Below are 17,851 nucleotides of genomic sequence, written 5' to 3'. Positions count from 1 at the left end.
TCACGGATATGCAAATAGGTCGATTATTAAAAGAGTTTGTATATGGATAATTTGCAAACAAATATCGCTGTAGTGACTCAGCAAAGAGCCAAACATACGAAAACTCGCTATTACATTCTAGCGATGATTTTTTTGGTGACGGCTTTTAATTACGGTGATCGTGCAACCCTTTCAATGGCTGCAACGCCAATGTCTCATGAACTGGGCATCGACTCGGTTACCATGGGATATATCTTCTCAGCCTTCGCATGGGCTTATGTTATTGGTCAAATTCCAGGTGGTTGGTTACTCGATAAGTTCGGTGCTCGCCGTGTGTATTTCTGGAGCTTGTTTTTATGGTCTTTATTCACTGTTTTAATTGGGTTTACCAATATTTTAGGTGACACAGCGACCATTATTACTTCTCTATTTGTCTTAAGGTTTTTAGTTGGATTATCCGAATCACCAGCTTTCCCGGGTAACAGTAAAATTGCTGCTGCATGGTTCCCTACCAAAGAACGCGGAACAGCTGCTGCCATTTTCAACTCTTCTTCTTATTTTTCCACTGTACTTTTCGCCCCCCTCATGGGTTGGCTTGTTGCAACCGTACATTGGCAATCTATTTTTTGGGTCATGGGTGGTTTAGGAATTCTACTTTCCTTTATCTGGCTAAAAGTTATTTATAGCCCGACCGACCACCCTACAGTTAACCCAGAAGAAGTAAAATATATTGCTTCAGAAGGTGCTTTACTCGACATGGGTGAAAATAGCCAAAATACTAAAAAAGAAAAAATTACATGGAGCAAGGTCAAACAACTACTCTCATCACGCATGATGCTCGGTATTTTTATTGGACAATATTGTGTAAATACGCTCACTTATTTTTTCTTGACTTGGTTTCCTGTTTATCTTGTAAAAGAAAGACATCTCAGCATTTTAGAAGCTGGTTTTGCAGCAGTTGCACCTGCACTCTGCGGCTTTGTGGGCGGGATTTTAGGCGGGTTAATTTCGGATAAATTAATTCGTATGAATTACGGCTTAAGCTTTTCAAGAAAGCTTCCTATTGTGGTCGGATTCTTAGTTTCAACCTCAATCATTATGTGTAATTACGTCGATTCTCAAGCGGCCATCGTGTTCTTTATGTCGTTATCTTTCTTTGGTAAAGGCGTAGGCTCTTTAGGCTGGGCAGTTATGTCTGACGTTGCACCAAAAGAAATGGTAGGACTATCTGGTGGAATGATGAATGCATTTGGTAATACAGCAGGAATCGTCACCCCAATTGTGATCGGATATGTCTTGGCAAGTACGGGTTCTTTCAACCTTGCATTGACTTATGTAGGCGTGCATGCAATTGCAGCTGTCATTTGCTATACCGCTATTGTCGGCAAGATCCAACGCTTCGAGTTAAAACCAACGTCTTAAAACTTTAGCGCTATAACGTTTGAGCAAATTAAGCGTTATAGCCCCCTCTTCAAATGTATACAAGGAATGATCATGCCCAAGCCTATCCTGATAAGAATTAGTCCCCTTGATAATGTCGCTATTGTGGTTAATGACGGCGGTTTGCCACCATCTACAAATATTGAAGAATATCAATTAACCTTGGTTGATCATGTACCTCAAGGGCATAAAGTTTTATTAGAAGAATTAAAACAGGGCGAAGCAATTATTCGTTATGGCGAAACGATTGGCTATGCCAACAAAGACTTACCTGCAGGCTCATGGGTGAATGAAAATGTTACCGAAATGCCCCAAGCACCTGAACTAGATGATCTCGAGTTAGCAACCCGTCCTGATCCACAACTTCCTACTCTTAGCGGATATACATTTAAAGGCTATAAAAATAAAGATGGCAGCGTAGGCACAAAAAATATTTTAGGCATTACCACAAGCGTTAACTGCGTAGAAGGTATTGTCGATTATGTCGTCAAAATTATTGAAAAAGATCTATTACCTAAATATCCAAACGTAGATGGTGTCGTCGGTTTAAACCACTTATATGGATGTGGTGTGGCCATTGATGCACCTGCTGCAATTGTGCCTATTCGTACTATCCATAATCTTGCACTCAACCCTAATTTTGGTGGAGAGATTATGGTTGTAAGTCTGGGCTGCGAAAAAATGCAACCTGAACGACTCCTAAATATTCCAAAAGAAAACAAATATATTCCCCTAGCAAATGAAGACATTATTCAGTTGCAAGATGAACGCCATAACGGATTTGAAAGTATGGTGAACCATATTTTAGCCGTGGCAGAACAACATCTGGAAAAATTAAACCAGCGTACACGTGAAGAAGTTCCAGCATCTCATCTTGTCGTAGGAATGCAATGTGGTGGGAGTGATGCATTTTCTGGAGTAACCTCAAACCCTGCCGTTGGTTTTGCAGCCGACCTGATTGTGCAATGTGGTGGCACAGTCATGTTTTCCGAAGTTACAGAAGTTCGCGATGGTATTCACCTACTCACCCCACGCGCAGCAAATGAACAAGTTGCCAAAGACTTAATTCGGGAAATGAAATGGTACGATGACTATTTAGCAGCAGGCCAAGTAGATCGAAGTGCCAATACCACGCCGGGCAATAAAAAAGGTGGACTCAATAACATTGTAGAAAAAGCGATGGGATCGATTGCTAAATCTGGTCGCTCACCGATTGTAGAAGTCCTCTCACCCGGGCAAAGACCGACTAAAAAAGGATTAATTTTTGCAGCAACACCTTCAAGTGACTTTATCTGTGGTACTCAACAAATGGCATCGGGAATTACCGTTCAAGTCTTTACCACAGGTCGTGGCACCCCCTATGGTTTAGCAGCAGTGCCTGTCATTAAAATGGCAAGCAGAAACAATATTGCAAACCGTTGGTATGACCTGATCGATATCAGCGCTGGTGATATTGCCATTGGTAAGAAAACCATTGAAGAAGTGGGCTGGGAACTTTTTGAACTGATTTTACAAGTGGCGAGTGGTGAGCAACAAACGTGGTCGGACCGTTGGGGAATCCATAACTCACTTGCTGTATTTAACCCTGCACCTGTGACCTAATCAGATTTAAAAGATGAGGACACCCCTCATCTTTTCACATTTTAGTTATTAATTACGACACATTTCACCAAAACTTACCATCGCTGCTAAAATAACACTGAAAATTAAGAACCTTATTTCTATATGCAAAACCAGACTGCTCCAACTCTCCCCTCAACTCAACTTGGAAAAGCATTGCTTTGTCTCATGACATCGGCATTATTATTTTCCATTATGGGAGTATGCATTCGTTTTGCTTCACAAACAGTGGACAATGCCACCGTCGTATTTTTTAGAAATGCAGTGGGTTTATTTATTTTTATTCCTATGCTCTTTAAGCAAGGGCTGGACTTTGTTAAGACCGATAAGCTTTGGATGCACACTTGGCGAAGTGTCGTAGGGCTCGCTGCAATGTATGGTTTTTTCTATGCCATTGCGAACTTAAAACTATCGAATGCGATGGTTTTTAGCTACTCATCTCCAATCTTTATTCCACTCATTGCATGGCTTTTCTTAAAAGAAAAAATTACTAAATCGATGATTTTTGCCGCCGTTATTGGGTTAATTGGAGTTTTATTTGTTGCTAAACCCGATCAAGGCCTACTCAATGCATTGTCCTTTATTGGTTTAGGCGCATGTTTTTTATCAGCGATGGCTTTTGTCACAGTAAGAGCTTTAACCAGTACAGAACCGCCTGAGCGTATTGTTTTTTACTTCTGTATTTTTGGTAGCTTAATTTCATCAATTCCAATGTTCTGGCATTGGCGTATTTTCACTTGGCATGAACTCGCATTGCTGATTGCCGCAGGACTTTTAGCAAACATTAGTCAGCTTTTTATGTCTTATGCCTATAGCTTAGCCCCAGCAGGACAAATTGGCCCAATGAATTACATTGCCATTATTTTTGCAGGAATTTGGGGATTTGTTTTTTGGCATGAATTACCGGATCTGTTTAGTCTGATCGGCATATTTATTATTTTATTTGCTATTTTGCTCTGTAATCCATTTTTGCAAAAAAAGTTATTCTCTTGCTTTAAGTAGCAAGCAAATCTTATTCTAATTTTGATACTGTAATCGATACTCATTTGGTGAAATGCCTGTCCAGTGACGGTAGGCTTTTCTAAAATTAGAAGTATCTGAAAAGCCGATTCTCTCAGCAATTTCGTCTATGGCTAAAGTTGTTTCTCGCAAATATTCATCCGCAAGACGGCGCCGAGTTTCATCTAATAACTCTTGATAGGTTAAATCAAAACTTGCCAAGCGTCGATGTAAGGTACGCTTTGACATATGTAACCGTTCAGCCATTTCTTGAGCTGATGGGAAAAGCCCCGTTCCATCTAATAATATTAAACGGATCGTTTCCACTAACTCAGGCTCTTCAAGCTCAGCAGCACCAAGCATCCGCTCACAAAACGACTTACACATATCCGCGGTAATCGGGTTGGCATTTGGGCAAGGTACATCAAGCCACTTTAACTCAAAGTGCCATTGCATTACGCCAGCATCAAACTGAACAGGACAATGAAAAACTTTTTCGTACTCTTCGGCATAGTCAGGTGCTGGATAAGGTAATAAAAGCTTCTTTGCTTGAAATGGCCCTTCAAGCACACGTTCAATTAAGGTTTGCATGGAGCTAAACCAAAACTCGCACACCAAAGGCAGAAGCTTACCAAGTGCAATAATGTCTTGCCCTTCAAAAACAGCAGCATCCTCTCGAATATAAAAAGACTTCTTTAAAATAGGCCCAGCGAGCTTAATGTGTCGAATACCAAGTTCTACCGCTTGCCTAAAATTACGCGAAGAATAGAGTGCATAACCATATACCCCAAAATCTGACAAGCGCTGCTTTTGCCCAGCACGTAATCCAATTAACGGATCATGTGATAAACGTTGAATATTTTGAAATAACTGGATTTTTTGAAGTTGAGAAATATATAAAGAGGGTTGATTCATCGCATCTGGTGAAATATTTGTACCGGATAGAACATCTGACATTGAATGGCCTTGCAAGCCTATTTCATCAAATAAACTGGTCAACCCCAGCAAATATGTATTCGAACCAAAAGATGTATTATCATAATTTCCTTCAATAACAAGATTTGTATTTTTATAAATATTATTAGCCATTTAACTCACACCATCCCTAGAGTGACGTGCATAATGGCACTAAACTACCTCTTGTTGTCTCAATTTAACATCGACCATACAACGCTTCAAGCATAAAGTATGATAAGCAAAAGTATGGGAAGGAATAAAAAATGGAAAGCTCCACTTTAAAAGAATATAGCGGCTCTGCCACTGAACATATGGAACTTATTTTTTCCAAACAACGTGCCAATTTTGAGGCGGATCCCTATCCAAGTCTTGAGACACGCCGAACAAAACTACATCAACTTAAAAAACAAATTATTCGTTATCAAGATGCTTTAGCTACTGCGATTAATGCTGACTTTAGTTCAAGATCACTGGATGAATCTAAACTATTAGATTTACTTGGCTCTGTGTTAGAGGCTGATCATGCAATTCATCACTTACGCCGCTGGATGCGCCCAAGTAAACGCCGTACCGAGCTTTTATTTTTATCAAATCGTTTAAGTGTGCAATACCAACCTAAAGGCGTAGTTGGTGTAATTGTTCCTTGGAACTTTCCAGTTTATTTAGCACTTGGTCCGCTCATTGCCGCATTAGCTGCGGGCAACCGAGTCATGATTAAATTGTCTGAAATTACACCAAACACTAATGCAATGCTACGACGTATGCTCGCCGAAGTCTTTAATGAAGATGAAGTCGCAGTCTTTGGTGAAGAAATTACAGACCCAGCAAGATTTACCTCTTTGCCGTTTAACCATATTGTATTTACTGGCTCTCCAGCTATTGGCAAAGTGGTAATGAGAGCAGCGGCTGAAAATCTAACTCCTGTTACACTTGAATTAGGCGGTAAATCACCAGCAATTGTGAGCCGCAACTACCCGCTTGCCGATGCTGCAAAACGCATTACACATGGTAAAGCAACAAATAGTGGTCAAATCTGTGTAGCACCTGACTACGCGTTGGTTCCCAAAGAAAGTATTGATGAATTTGTGGATGCTGCAAAATCAAGCTTTATAAAAATGTTTGGTCAAAACATTGAAAACAATGAGAATTACACGTCCATTGTCAATGACCGTCATTTAAAACGTATTCAAGATATTTTGACCGATGCACAAGAAAAAGGTGCGCGGATTATTCCTTGCGACACTTATAGCTTTGACCAACAAGGCCGCAGAATGCCTGTACAGATTGTGCTTAACTGCACTCTCGACATGCGCATTATGAAAGAAGAGCTCTTTGGCCCTGTTTTACCCGTGGTGGCATATGATTCTTTAGATGATGCGATTACCTATGTGAAATCGGATGAACGACCTTTAGCACTTTATTGCTTTACACATAGTTCGGTAGAACGTGACCGTATTTTACGTGAAACTCATTCGGGTGGTGTAACCATCAATGATTGGGGCTGGCATGTAGTTAACCATGATGCTCCTTTCGGAGGTATCGGAAACTCAGGCATGGGGTCATATCATGGTGAAGAAGGTTTCCGTGAACTTTCACATGCAAAAACGGTATTTACACGCCATCGGTTTTTCCCGACGCAGCTTTTCCACCCTCCTTATGGAACATTCCTACAAAAGTTAGCGATTCGCTTTTTCTTGAAAAAAGGCGATCCAAATATTAAATAAGGATTATAAAAAAGCCTCGTTACGAGGCTTTTTACATTCTCTAATTTTATATAATTTTGTTTTAATATTTTATATTTAGATTAGAATATATTTATACATAAAATTATATTTAAATTAGAAATGAAAAACTCCTATAGAATTTGTTTAGTAATTTTTATAAGTCTAATTAATTGCTTTGGATTCGAAAGACTTTCTTACGCTCAAATACCGGAAGAACTACTCTACAAAGCCCCCAAAGAAGTAGATATCACTCATCTTGCTACTATCAAAGGCTTTCAAAAAAACAGCCCTATTTTAAAGTTAATCACAGCTCGCATCTATATAACGTATATCGACGATAAAGCAACTTTAAATGACTCAAACGATTGGGATAAAAATTATCTTATTAGTTCTGGTTTTCATAAAGTTAAAATTATTTCAGATGCTCAAAAAGTATTTTCTTATGGAATTCTAACCTTTAAAGCAAAACCTCAGCAGATCTATCAAATTAAAAATAATCAAGCAGAGAGGAAAAATAGTGAAGATCTTGTTTTTTGGATAGAAAATATAAATACAGGTGAAGTTGTTACTCCTAAAGAATCTTTTACTACTTATTCAAATCAGACCCAGCCAATCTACACTCCTGTCATACTTAATAAATAAAGGTGAAGCACTTGTTTAATTCAAATAAAATTATTTCTATTAGTATGTATTCATTACTATTAACAAGTTGTATAAGTACCCCAAAAAATCTCAATCCAATCGAATATTATGTTCCACCAAAGAATTCAACTCATACAGCTACAATCATTGGCAATTTATACGATCGTAAATATGTAGCAGATACGATAGCCTTTGTATTTGCTGTAGAAAAAAAGAAAGTAACGGATGGCTACCATAAATTAAAGGAACCTTTAATGCTTCAAACTGGCGAGCATGATTTACAAATTTGGTGTGGCCGTGGAGCTTTTAACTATACAAACTTGATAAAAGTAAATATTGAAGCTAATAAGACCTATCAGGTCGGTTATGAATTAAATCCAAACAATAGAAAAGGATGTGCATTTTGGATTATTGATTTAGAAACAAAAAAGGCAATTACGGAGTTGGTTGATGGAGTAGAGTTATGGCGAGCAAACCCAATTACTTATAGGCCAATTCAGAATGTTTTAGAACCGAGACCTAATGTGAGTAATAGCTATACTGTTCCTATTACTGTAATCAATAAAATGGGGCATAATTAAAGTAGTAGTCATAATTAAAGTAGTAGTCATAATTAAAGTAGTATTCACTATTAAAAAATAGTGACTACTACTAATCATTAAATTTTCTTAACTTTTATTCATACTTTAAACTATCTAAAGTAAACGACCTGTAATACATCTATTAATTTGTTCTTCTGTTAAATCAAAATCTATAAATCTATTTCTTTTAGTTTTTTCAAAAACATAATCTTTTAAATACTCTAATAAAGTTATATTTGTTTTTTCTAATACATCGTCGTCAGCATCATGTAATGACCATATAAAGTCATCATTTTCAGCAGTTAATAGATAGTAAAAATATGTCTCATACTCTCTTGATAAGTAAAACATTTTCATATCAACAGGATCTAGTTTACCTTTACTTGTTAATATATAACCCAAATCTTCTTTTTCAGATTGTTGAGCATGTCTAAACTTGTTTGGGTTCCATAAACTTTTATACATATAGAACTCATCATTCCATATTAGCCCCCAGAACACCTCCCCATTTGAAGAAGAAATTCTCTAAATTGTCCATGAATATTTAAGTTACAATGTTCAGCAATCAACTCTATTTCTTGCTCTGTATAACCTTGTACCTTTTCAGGATAAAAAGGAAGCTGTGTTCCCTCAACACGGCAAGCAGATAATTCTTTAACAAAATCGATCATCATATTCTCCATAAATTAGTTTTTACCTGTAGTGCCATGAAATATTGATAACCTCATAAAAGGAACTTCATTATTAAAATATTTTCCACTGCTAAATAAACATCCATTACACATGCCAGCAGGCTCACTCATTATCACTTTTGATGGAGTAGAGTTATGGCGAGCAAACCCAATTACTTATAGAAAAATTCAGAATTTTTTAGCACCAAAATCTAGTATGAGTAATAGCTATACTGTTCCTATTACAGTAATCAATAAAATGGGTCATAATTAAAGTAGCAGTCACTATTTAAGAATAGTGACTGCTAATAATCATTAAATTTGCTTAATTTTTATTCATACTTAAAACTATCTAAAGTAAACGACCTGTAATAGACCTATTAATTTGTTCTTCTGTTAAATCAAAATCTATAAATCGATTTCTTTTAGTTTTTTCAAAAACATAATTTTTTAGATAATCTAATAAGGTCATATTAGTTTTTTCCCAAATTGCAGATTCAGCACTATCAAGGAACCATACATAATTATCCTGCTCAGAAGTAAATAAATAATACAGATAGGTTTCATATTCACAGGATAGAAAAAATATTTTTTTCCCTACAGGATCTAATTTTCCCTGATTATCAAACATATAATCATCTTCTTGAATATTTTTTTGATAGTTGATAAAAAAATCTTTTTCACATCTATAATCATACATGTAGAACTCATCACTCCATAATAAGCCCCCTGAACATTTTCCTATTTGAAGTAAAAAATCTCTAAATTGTCCATGTATATCAAGATTAAGATTTCTAGCAATTAGCTCTACTTCTTGCTCTGTATAACCTTGTACTTTTTCAGGATAAAAAGGAAGTTGTGTTCCCTCAACACGACAAGCAGATAATTCTTTCACAAAATCGATCATCACATTCTCCCTATATTAATTTTTACCTGTAGTGCCATGAAATATTGATAACCTCATAAAAGGAACTTCATTAGTAAAATATTTTCCACTGCTAAATAAACATCCATTACACATGCCAGCAGGCTCACTTGCCGTATTTTGAATTGACATTGTAACTTTTGATGGAGTAGATGAGTAAGAATCTTTGATATAACTAAATAGCTTTGCTTCAGCATGGTTATTATTAGTTATAGGTTTACCATTTTTATCTACCGTATATGTAATTGGCTGAACACTATGAGAGTCCGTGGTAACCACCTTATACTTGACGCCATTAATAACCACATCAGTTGGAGCATTTCCATTCCAGGCAGGTCCACTCACAGCAAGAATATTGTCTGTACCAGACTTTGTTTCAACTTTTGCTACAGCAATTGATACCTTTTCAGGAACATAACTCGCTTTTAGCCAACTTCTGTTATTTACCAAAGCTGCTCGAACAGTATCTGGATTGATTGTGGCATCTTTGTTGCTCGTTAAACTGGCTGTAGTATAACGCTGCCCAGCATATTTAGGTTGTGCAACATGAACAACTGGTCCAACTTGCGGAATATAACGTGTAATACCAACAGAAGCTATTTCAGCCAGAGCAACTAAACGGCTTGGATCATTCGTACTCAAGCTTGTGCCTGTGATTAAAGTAATGACAGCGTCACCAACAGTCACTGTATTTCCAATCACTGGCATTGATTTGACTCTATCCAAGCCTCCCGCTATTTGAACACGAGTAGCCTCATTTGCATCTAAATATTGTTTATATTTAGTTTGGCAGGCTGCGGTTGAAATACTATTACAATTTGTTTTTTGCCAAAAATCTATTTTTTCGAAAGTTGAATATAAACTACCAAGATCACGGATATTGGCATCTGCTTTTGAAAGGCTATTAAATTTAGGCCAACTATTAAATTTACTATACTCAGAATTATAAAAAATTTTATTTACTTTATTTAGTTCATTTCGAGTTCGTTCACCTTCAAAAAGATCTTTTATGCCATTAATACAGGCATTGCTTGTAGCATTTGCACAGTCAGCTCTTAGACGTGTGTCATTTGTTTTACTAATAGTTTCTGCAGCAGCTATCATTGCACCACTACATTTACCTACACTTCCCCCACCTTTAATACAGCCATCATAATTTGTTTTTAAATCTCTATAATTTTTTGAAGTTAAGTAATTATTACTGACTGCTAAAGAAGCTGATGATGCAGCATAACCTGCGTCATAACCAGCTAAACTAGCTAAACTGCCTGATATTAATTTAGAAGTGTTAATGACTTTTTCTTGATATTTATTTATTTCCTCTGCTGTTGCATCTTTATTTGGTTGCTCTATCATTCCTGCAACAATCTCACCAACACCAGCACCAATTGCTCCAGCTTCACATTGTTTTTGAATAGCTCCAGTTAAGCAACCTGATGCAATATGAGCAATCTTATGTAACAGAGAATCTATAACTGTAGGGTCTTTTATATCTAAACTTAATCCAATATTCTGAGAAAATTCAGCCTGTAAGCTATTACTAAGACCCGCTAAAAGTGATGCTTCAAGATTATCACTCAGGCTACCACCATTGATTGCAGAATTAATAATAGATGAGCTAGTACTATTAACAAATGCTACATATAAACGGTCATTAAATGCGGTACTAGTTTCCGGTAAGTTAAATTGAACAGATATACTTTTTAACGCGCCCGCTGTAGCAATAGAAGCAACTAAATTACGTATTGATTGGTCACTACCCAATTCTTTTAACGTGGCAGCAACATTTCCTCCATTATTGATTAAGCTGATACTTGCCTGAGTAGAAAGTGAAGTAATTGCAGCTTGAGCCATTGAGGCAGCCACTCCAGTGGTTGAGAAACCAAGTGCTCCTGCGGCAGAAGACCCTGCACCAGCTGTTAAAGCTGTTACAATAATAGTTAATATTGCAGCACCGGCTGGTGTTAAGCCTTGCTGCTTGTAATCCCAATTTTTTTTCGTTAACTCAACCGCAGTCCAGCTTACATTTTTATCTTTATTATCAATTAAAGTCTTTAAATACTCATATCCTTTTTCTTTTGATAAATTATTAATAATATCGACAACTTCTGAGTTTTCTCCTTGTTTAATAGGAACCTGTACAGATAAACTGCCTTCAATTTTAATATTATTAACTGGACCATTAAATTTAGGTAAATTAGCAAGTTCTTCAACTGTACCCTTACTTTCCATACTTTGCCAGAAAGTATTCTTTTTACTATTATCCTGAATATTCGAATACAAGCCCTTAGCTGACGTAATAACCAATTTTGCATCGGGAGAAGGATTAGGACCATCACCTACCTTAATTGAAACTCCTTCAGTAAAGTTAAACTGTGTACCTTCTAAATATGTACTTCCACCAGATGAAGAAGCAATATAATGCCCTGTTATTACAGTGGGTATTTGATTATTAACAATCTTTGACCCAACAGAATTTGAATCTCTATATTCAACTCCTAAAAAGCCAGCATCTTTTTTAATAGTACTTACTTCATTTATCTGGTCTTGAAAAGTGACCATATAAATATCTTTAGCTGCTTTTAATTTCACCTGATCTTTAGGTGCCTGAATCTGCGCACCATATAATGATATACCCCCCCCCAGAGACTCAATATTTATTTTATTTGCTTTAAGTACATCACTTTTACCAACAACCCCCTCTAGTATTCTGGTTTCTGTTGTACTAGATTTTTTTAAACCGAATAAAGATTCTTTTGTCGTAGTTTGCTGTGTTTTTGTATAGATATTATCCACATTATGGCGAAAATCTATATTTCCACTTCCAACAATATTAACTGTATCAGTTGCTTTAATATCAGTCCCTTGTAGAATTAAATTCAACCCACTTTGATCATTAGCAATTAAATTAACATTTTTCGCATTAATATTATTTGGCTTAGTAATATCTATTTTTTGATAATAATTTTCATTTTCTTTACCAAGTTCATATTGATCTTTTACATTTGCAAACACAATTGAAGAATCTAACTGGTTTTCTACCAACTCAGCTGTTTTTTTCTTATCTAACTTACCTTTAGCGTATACAGTAAAATCCCCTAAGGTGTTTACATTAGCAGAGTTTAAAATTATACCATTATTTGAAATTAAATTAATATTTCCATCCGATTGTAAATCAACCCCTCTATGTAGATATCCAGAAAAATTTAAACCAGAATAATCTATATTCTCATTAATTTGTTTAAAATCCTCAAAATAATAGTTAAATCTTTTTTTACCTAAAATAACTGCATATTCAGAAGATAAAAAGTTATTTCTATTAAAAATATTTGTTACACCATATGCATTATTAAGATTAACAATTTCTTTTTCTGCATTATTTATTTCGTTATTGGCATAATCAATACGCTTTTGTCCTGCCCCCTTACCTGAAACTCCCCGTCTAGTCAAATAAATATGATAGTTTAAATCATCAAGTTTCTTTTTATATTCAGGATTATTTTTTTTAAACAATTCAAATTCACTATAGGGATCACCATAACTCTCAGTAAATTTCCCCATAACATTTATGTCATTTAAAGTTTCTTTTTTAGAATTAAGACTAATATCTCCTTTATTAGCCACAATAGAAATTCCATTTTTTGACTTTAATCTTGCCGCATTAAGATCCACATAATCTGCAGAAATATTAATAGAACCATTTTCAGAAGAAATTTCTTTATTATTTTTCACATCATCTTTACTAAAATCAATTATCCTATTCAAAGTCACACCACCCTTTGAATATAAATTTATATCACCATATGCTTTAATTTTATTCGTCTTAAAATCGACCCCCCCTGTAGATCTAATGTCAATAGACCCATTGTGATTTTTTAATAATGAATTATTTTCTAAAAAATCATTTTTAGTTGAAGTCAAAAACAAATGTAGGCCCTTATCAGAATTACTATAATTTTCTAATGAATTTATTAAAATAGCACCTCCTTTAGCACTAAGAAAACCATCAACCTCAACTCTACTACCTAAAATAGAAATCAATCCATCAGATTTAAAGTTATTAGATCCAGATATATATTGGTTATCAAAAAAATTCTTACCATTAAAACCATCTCCAATGTTCAACTTATCTTTAGCTTGAATATTAGTATGGCCATTAGAATTTAGATCATTTACATAAAAATCAAAACTACCATTAGAAAATAAATTTATATTTTTCTTTGCAATATATTTACCTGAAACTGCCCTTAAAGAATTATCCACCAAAAATAAAATATTATTAGCCTCAAAATTATTTTTATTATTTGAGTTTGCATACGAGTATAACTCCTGACCCATATAGTCAAATCTTGTATGATAACCATATTTACTAACATCAATATTTAAATCCTTACCTTTAACTACAAAATCACCAAAATTTGTTTTAAAATTAGCACCATTTAAATAAACACCAATATTAGAATCAATACTTATATCATTAAAAGCATTAATATAATTTTCACTAACCTCCTGATTAAATTGACCTGTCTCTACACCTTTAGAGTTTAAAACTTTTTTTTCAGTTATTTTTGAATTAATATTAATATTTCCATTAGATTTTAGATAAACCCCTCCTAGATTTGATGTTAAATTTAGTGTATTTGCTTTAATATCACCACCAGATGAAACAACACCAATATCGCCATCTAAATTTAACTTAAGCCCCTCTCCAAGATTAATATTACTTTTTGATTCAAAATTGACTCTTCCTTTTGAGTTAAAGGTAAAGTTATCACCTAATTCCAAAATTCCACCTGAACCAATTTTGATATTTTGTTTTTTTAAATTATCTTTATTTTGTGAGAAATCAATTTTATTAAGAGATAAATCTCCATGACTATAAAAATTATAGTCCTCCTCCGCTTTAATTATGGAACTATTAATTGATAATTTCTTATTTACACTACCACTTTGAAGATTAATATTTTGCCCAGAGGTTAAATCACTCCCTTCTAAACTCAAACCTCCACCTAATATACTTATACTTTTACCTGATTTAATTTTGTTATTTTTTTTAATTAAAATACTTTCCTTACCTATAATATTAACATCAGATTTCCCATCAATAGTTGAATTACCTTCTAAATTAATATTATTAGCATTCAGATAAACTCCACCATTTATTGCTGAATTTTTTAATTGTATTTCATTTTTTAAGTTAATATTGCCATTTGCAGCTAAAATTAATGCCGTATTATTACCTTCATCAATTTTAACTTCTTTTGCAGTAATATTTAAATCATTAGCTGAATCTAAATTAACTATCCCCTTACCAGAGATCGTTCCACTATTATTAATATCACCTGCTGCACCCGTACCCGTTGTTTGTATGTTCACTAAACTCTGGGTTTTACTGGTTGAACTGATTGTGCCACTGTGTTCAATTTTTCCAGCACTGGTAATCACCAGATTGTTGACTGCCTGAATAGTCCCTGCGTTAGTCACACCCAAACCTTTTTCAGTTCCCATCAGATAGATATTATTGGCGTACATTCCACCCAAAGCTTTAACATCCACAGCCAATGTCGGTGCGGTTCCAGTACCAGTTTTAGCTGTAACATCCTGCAAATCGGCACTGACATTATTCGCCCCTGCAATGACTTGAATATCATTTTTGGCACGTAGTTCCGCACTGAGTTCTAATGCACGGGTATAGAGGTCCACATAATTTGCATCGTTATTATTTCCACCCAAGCCAAATTTAGAATTAGGGTTTGCTGAGACCGTAATTTTTCCTTGGTCAACCGTAAACTGCTTGATACTGCCATCAGCATTTAACTGAGGTTTACCTGTGGTAAAAATTGCCTTGTTGGCATTAATAAAGCCACCACCTTTAATGTTAATACCGGATGGGTTAGCAATAATCACATCTGCCATTTGCCCTGCAACTTCCAAGTTCCCTTCAAAGCGTGAAGCGGCTGATGAATTTACTTCATTTAAAATAACTCGCGCTTCGCCTGTAGCTAAAAACGGGTTGGCTGCAACGTTTCCTACTGTTTGTGTCGTAGCGCCCTGACGACTGTTGTTGAGTACAACACCTTCAGCCAGTACATCAAACTGTTTATAAATATTATGGGATATCCCATTTTTGGGAGTTTGAATATTGACCACAGGAACGACTGTACCTGCTGAGTTCTTACCAGCACCAATCACTGCTCTATTCGCAGCATTTGCTGCACTGTCCGCTACAATACCGGCATAGACAGGTGCTAAAGGCATCCACAGACTCATACTGGCAACCAGTGCTTTCACTTGCCAAAGTTGATGAAAGGCCTGAGATTCAGTGTTATTAATGTTGCTCTGGGCACTTGCTTCACTTTGGCCTGATGCCTTGGTTTGGCTTCGTACATTTTCGGCCACGGCCACAAACATTTGACGTGCTTTGCTATAAATAATGCGATAACTATTCTTGTTCATGAATTAAGTCTTTTCTAAAGTAAATTAATAAGAAAGGTTGATACTAAAACCGGTAACCCAGTCTTTTTTTATGCTGTCAGGTGCAATCAGCCCCCGACCTGTAAAGGCATCCAGATAAAAACTATTTTGATAAGTGCGTAACCCTAAAACACTCCCGAGTAAATAACGCTGACCCGGTATGCTATTACGCCCATTAACCCAACCCTGATCGACTGCCATATAAAACTGGGTATTTGGAATTGGTGCATTCAAGCTGATTTCTTGCTGTACATACTGTCCGTTATCTCCAGAGAGCATGAGCTCACCATCAAAACCACGCACGCTATAGCGCCCGCCAATATAAAAGCGGTCATTCGGTACTAAAATTTTCGGTGCATATTGTCCACGCCAGTTAAGGCGGTATTGAGCTGGTTTTTCAAGCAAGAGAAAGGGCGTGCTAAAACGTAAATCGGCACTTAAAAGTGGAGCACGGGAGTAACCTTCAACGGGAAGATAATTTCCCTTATTATTATTATCAGTAATATTTTCTTCTGGTGCAGTTCGGGCACCTACCCCCATCCCACGACGGTAATCGATGCTGCCGTCTAATACCGCATTTCCTAAATATTGACGGTGCTGAAATCCTAAATTCAAGCCTGAGGTTTTACGGTGTAATACTTCAACTTCAATATCATTCATAAAGCTTTGGCTTTCTTTATGATAAATCTTCCCGTAAATGCTAGTTTTATGCTGCCCGCTACGGCTAATCACACGAGATAGATTTAGATTGGCTTGCTGACTATTACCATCATAAATAACGGGATAGCCAGATTTAGGTGCCACCGTTCCCTGTCTATAATAATAATCATTATAGCTAAGGCCTAAATCATAGTAGCCAACAGGTAGTTGATAACTAATGAAGTAACTCCGATTTAAACCTTCATGAAAGTCATCTAATGAATGGCCCACGTTTAACGATAAAATATCATTTAAATGAAACGGGTTATTGACGCCTATTCCGATGTTTCCCATATAGGTACCCGTGTCCTGATTACCCGAATCATCTACACTTAAATTGAAATTAACTTTTTGCTGGGGTTGTAATTTAAGTATTAAATCGCTATAGCCCGTTAATTCTTTATCTTGAGAACTTGCCGGAGCAATTTGCATGTCTACTGCATAGACACGTTTCAGGTTTTCTAGTCCCTGATCAAGTGTTTTTAGATTAACAATATCACCCGCTTTAAATGGTAACCCTGTCTTGAGCTGTAATGACGAGATTTTTCCTTCTTGAATTACGATCTTATTCAGGCGACCTATTTGCACACTCAGGTTTAAATTACCCTGATTTAAGTCTTGTGGACTCACTACAATTTGACTGGTAATAAAACCTTTTTTTAGAAGTTCGTTTTGAGCATAGTTCACAATGTTATGTAAGCTTTGGGTGCCAATACATTTGCCCAAAATACTCTGCGGATGCTTTTTTATAGCTTTAACCACAAAGTTAAATTGCTGCAAGTCAGACTCAGACTGACTACTTAAGGGTACAAGACTAATTTTTTTAACGACAACACACGGACTTTCTTTAACAACCAGATGCTTAAAGTCCTGTAAGGTTTTTGTACTTTGATAAGGTGTTTGCTGAGCAAGCTGATCTTGTAATTGCTGATTGAGCTCTTTTAAACGTTGATCTTGAAGTACCTGACTAGGTAAAGAAACGTCTTCGATGGCATAGACATATTGGTTAAAACCCGCAAGAAAAATAATGGAAGAAGTTATAAAGTTCTTAGTTAACATCTTATAGACAGAATTGTACGTATAATCACATTATTTTACATAAACACAATATATATCTCAATATTTAAGAGAATAAAAAGC

The 17,851-nt window shown here is 35.8% G+C and carries 10 protein-coding genes and 1 pseudogene; 6 read left to right on the top strand and 5 right to left on the bottom strand.

Annotated features, from left to right (window positions below):
- Positions 1-42: 42 nt before the first annotated feature.
- The 3 genes from ASF86_RS01280 to ASF86_RS01270 all read left to right on the top strand — a co-directional run bounded on the left by ASF86_RS01280 (position 43) and on the right by ASF86_RS01270 (position 4,041).
- The gene (locus tag ASF86_RS01280; protein ID WP_005042042.1) at positions 43-1,401 is read left to right on the top strand and encodes an MFS transporter; all 1,359 of its coding nucleotides are present in this window, start codon (positions 43-45) and stop codon (positions 1,399-1,401) included.
- A 72-nt stretch (positions 1,402-1,473) separates the two neighbouring features.
- Positions 1,474-3,021 (top strand): galactarate dehydratase, encoded by a 1,548-nt coding sequence (gene garD / locus ASF86_RS01275; RefSeq protein ID WP_017391620.1) that lies wholly within the window; start codon positions 1,474-1,476, stop codon positions 3,019-3,021.
- A gap of 123 nt (positions 3,022-3,144) precedes the next feature.
- Entirely contained in the window at positions 3,145-4,041 is an 897-nt protein-coding gene (locus ASF86_RS01270) for a DMT family transporter (protein ID WP_056478639.1), read from the top strand.
- Positions 4,042-4,056: 15 nt separating this feature from the next.
- On the opposite strand, the gene ASF86_RS01265 is transcribed toward ASF86_RS01270, so the two are convergent.
- Positions 4,057-5,127 carry an AraC family transcriptional regulator gene (locus ASF86_RS01265; RefSeq protein WP_056478637.1) on the bottom strand — a complete coding sequence of 357 codons (1,071 nt, stop codon included), beginning with the start codon at positions 5,125-5,127 and terminating at the stop codon, positions 4,057-4,059.
- A 131-nt stretch (positions 5,128-5,258) separates the two neighbouring features.
- Between ASF86_RS01265 and ASF86_RS01260 the strand changes: the two genes are divergently transcribed.
- From ASF86_RS01260 to ASF86_RS01250, 3 genes are all read left to right on the top strand, one after another.
- Complete coding sequence (locus ASF86_RS01260) at positions 5,259-6,719, top strand: coniferyl aldehyde dehydrogenase (RefSeq protein WP_056478635.1); 1,461 nt, start codon at positions 5,259-5,261, stop codon at positions 6,717-6,719.
- A gap of 120 nt (positions 6,720-6,839) precedes the next feature.
- Complete coding sequence (locus tag ASF86_RS19910; RefSeq protein ID WP_227508768.1) at positions 6,840-7,361, top strand: hypothetical protein; 522 nt, start codon at positions 6,840-6,842, stop codon at positions 7,359-7,361.
- A 2-nt stretch (positions 7,362-7,363) separates the two neighbouring features.
- Entirely contained in the window at positions 7,364-7,942 is a 579-nt protein-coding gene (locus ASF86_RS01250; RefSeq protein ID WP_413772527.1) for a hypothetical protein, read from the top strand.
- Between the two features lie 114 nt (positions 7,943-8,056).
- On the opposite strand, the pseudogene ASF86_RS01245 reads toward ASF86_RS01250, so the two are convergent.
- The 4 genes and pseudogenes from ASF86_RS01245 to ASF86_RS01230 all read right to left on the bottom strand — a co-directional run bounded on the left by ASF86_RS01245 (position 8,057) and on the right by ASF86_RS01230 (position 17,770).
- Positions 8,057-8,613: pseudogene (locus tag ASF86_RS01245) on the bottom strand (SMI1/KNR4 family protein).
- A gap of 352 nt (positions 8,614-8,965) precedes the next feature.
- Positions 8,966-9,520 (bottom strand): SMI1/KNR4 family protein, encoded by a 555-nt coding sequence (locus ASF86_RS01240; RefSeq protein WP_056478633.1) that lies wholly within the window; start codon positions 9,518-9,520, stop codon positions 8,966-8,968.
- Positions 9,521-9,535: 15 nt separating this feature from the next.
- Entirely contained in the window at positions 9,536-15,994 is a 6,459-nt protein-coding gene (locus ASF86_RS01235) for a DUF637 domain-containing protein (RefSeq protein ID WP_056478631.1), read from the bottom strand.
- A gap of 24 nt (positions 15,995-16,018) precedes the next feature.
- Entirely contained in the window at positions 16,019-17,770 is a 1,752-nt protein-coding gene (locus ASF86_RS01230) for a ShlB/FhaC/HecB family hemolysin secretion/activation protein (RefSeq protein ID WP_056478629.1), read from the bottom strand.
- Positions 17,771-17,851 lie beyond the last annotated feature (81 nt).

This window comes from Acinetobacter sp. Leaf130 (assembly GCF_001423205.1).
In the GTDB taxonomy this organism is placed as follows: domain Bacteria; phylum Pseudomonadota; class Gammaproteobacteria; order Pseudomonadales; family Moraxellaceae; genus Acinetobacter; species Acinetobacter calcoaceticus.
This window is presented reverse-complemented; position numbering and strand designations above follow the sequence as displayed.

Bases quoted from the DNA above. Each gene is read 5' to 3' on its own strand.
- ASF86_RS01260 (WP_056478635.1), top strand. From the start codon at position 5,259: ATGGAAAGCTCCACTTTAAAAGAATATAGCGGCTCTGCCACTGAACAT.
- ASF86_RS19910 (WP_227508768.1), top strand. From the start codon at position 6,840: ATGAAAAACTCCTATAGAATTTGTTTAGTAATTTTTATAAGTCTAATT.
- ASF86_RS01230 (WP_056478629.1), bottom strand. From the start codon at position 17,770: ATGTTAACTAAGAACTTTATAACTTCTTCCATTATTTTTCTTGCGGGT.
- ASF86_RS01235 (WP_056478631.1), bottom strand. From the start codon at position 15,994: ATGAACAAGAATAGTTATCGCATTATTTATAGCAAAGCACGTCAAATG.
- ASF86_RS01265 (WP_056478637.1), bottom strand. From the start codon at position 5,127: ATGGCTAATAATATTTATAAAAATACAAATCTTGTTATTGAAGGAAAT.
- ASF86_RS01280 (WP_005042042.1), top strand. From the start codon at position 43: ATGGATAATTTGCAAACAAATATCGCTGTAGTGACTCAGCAAAGAGCC.
- ASF86_RS01240 (WP_056478633.1), bottom strand. From the start codon at position 9,520: ATGATCGATTTTGTGAAAGAATTATCTGCTTGTCGTGTTGAGGGAACA.
- ASF86_RS01270 (WP_056478639.1), top strand. From the start codon at position 3,145: ATGCAAAACCAGACTGCTCCAACTCTCCCCTCAACTCAACTTGGAAAA.
- garD (WP_017391620.1), top strand. From the start codon at position 1,474: ATGCCCAAGCCTATCCTGATAAGAATTAGTCCCCTTGATAATGTCGCT.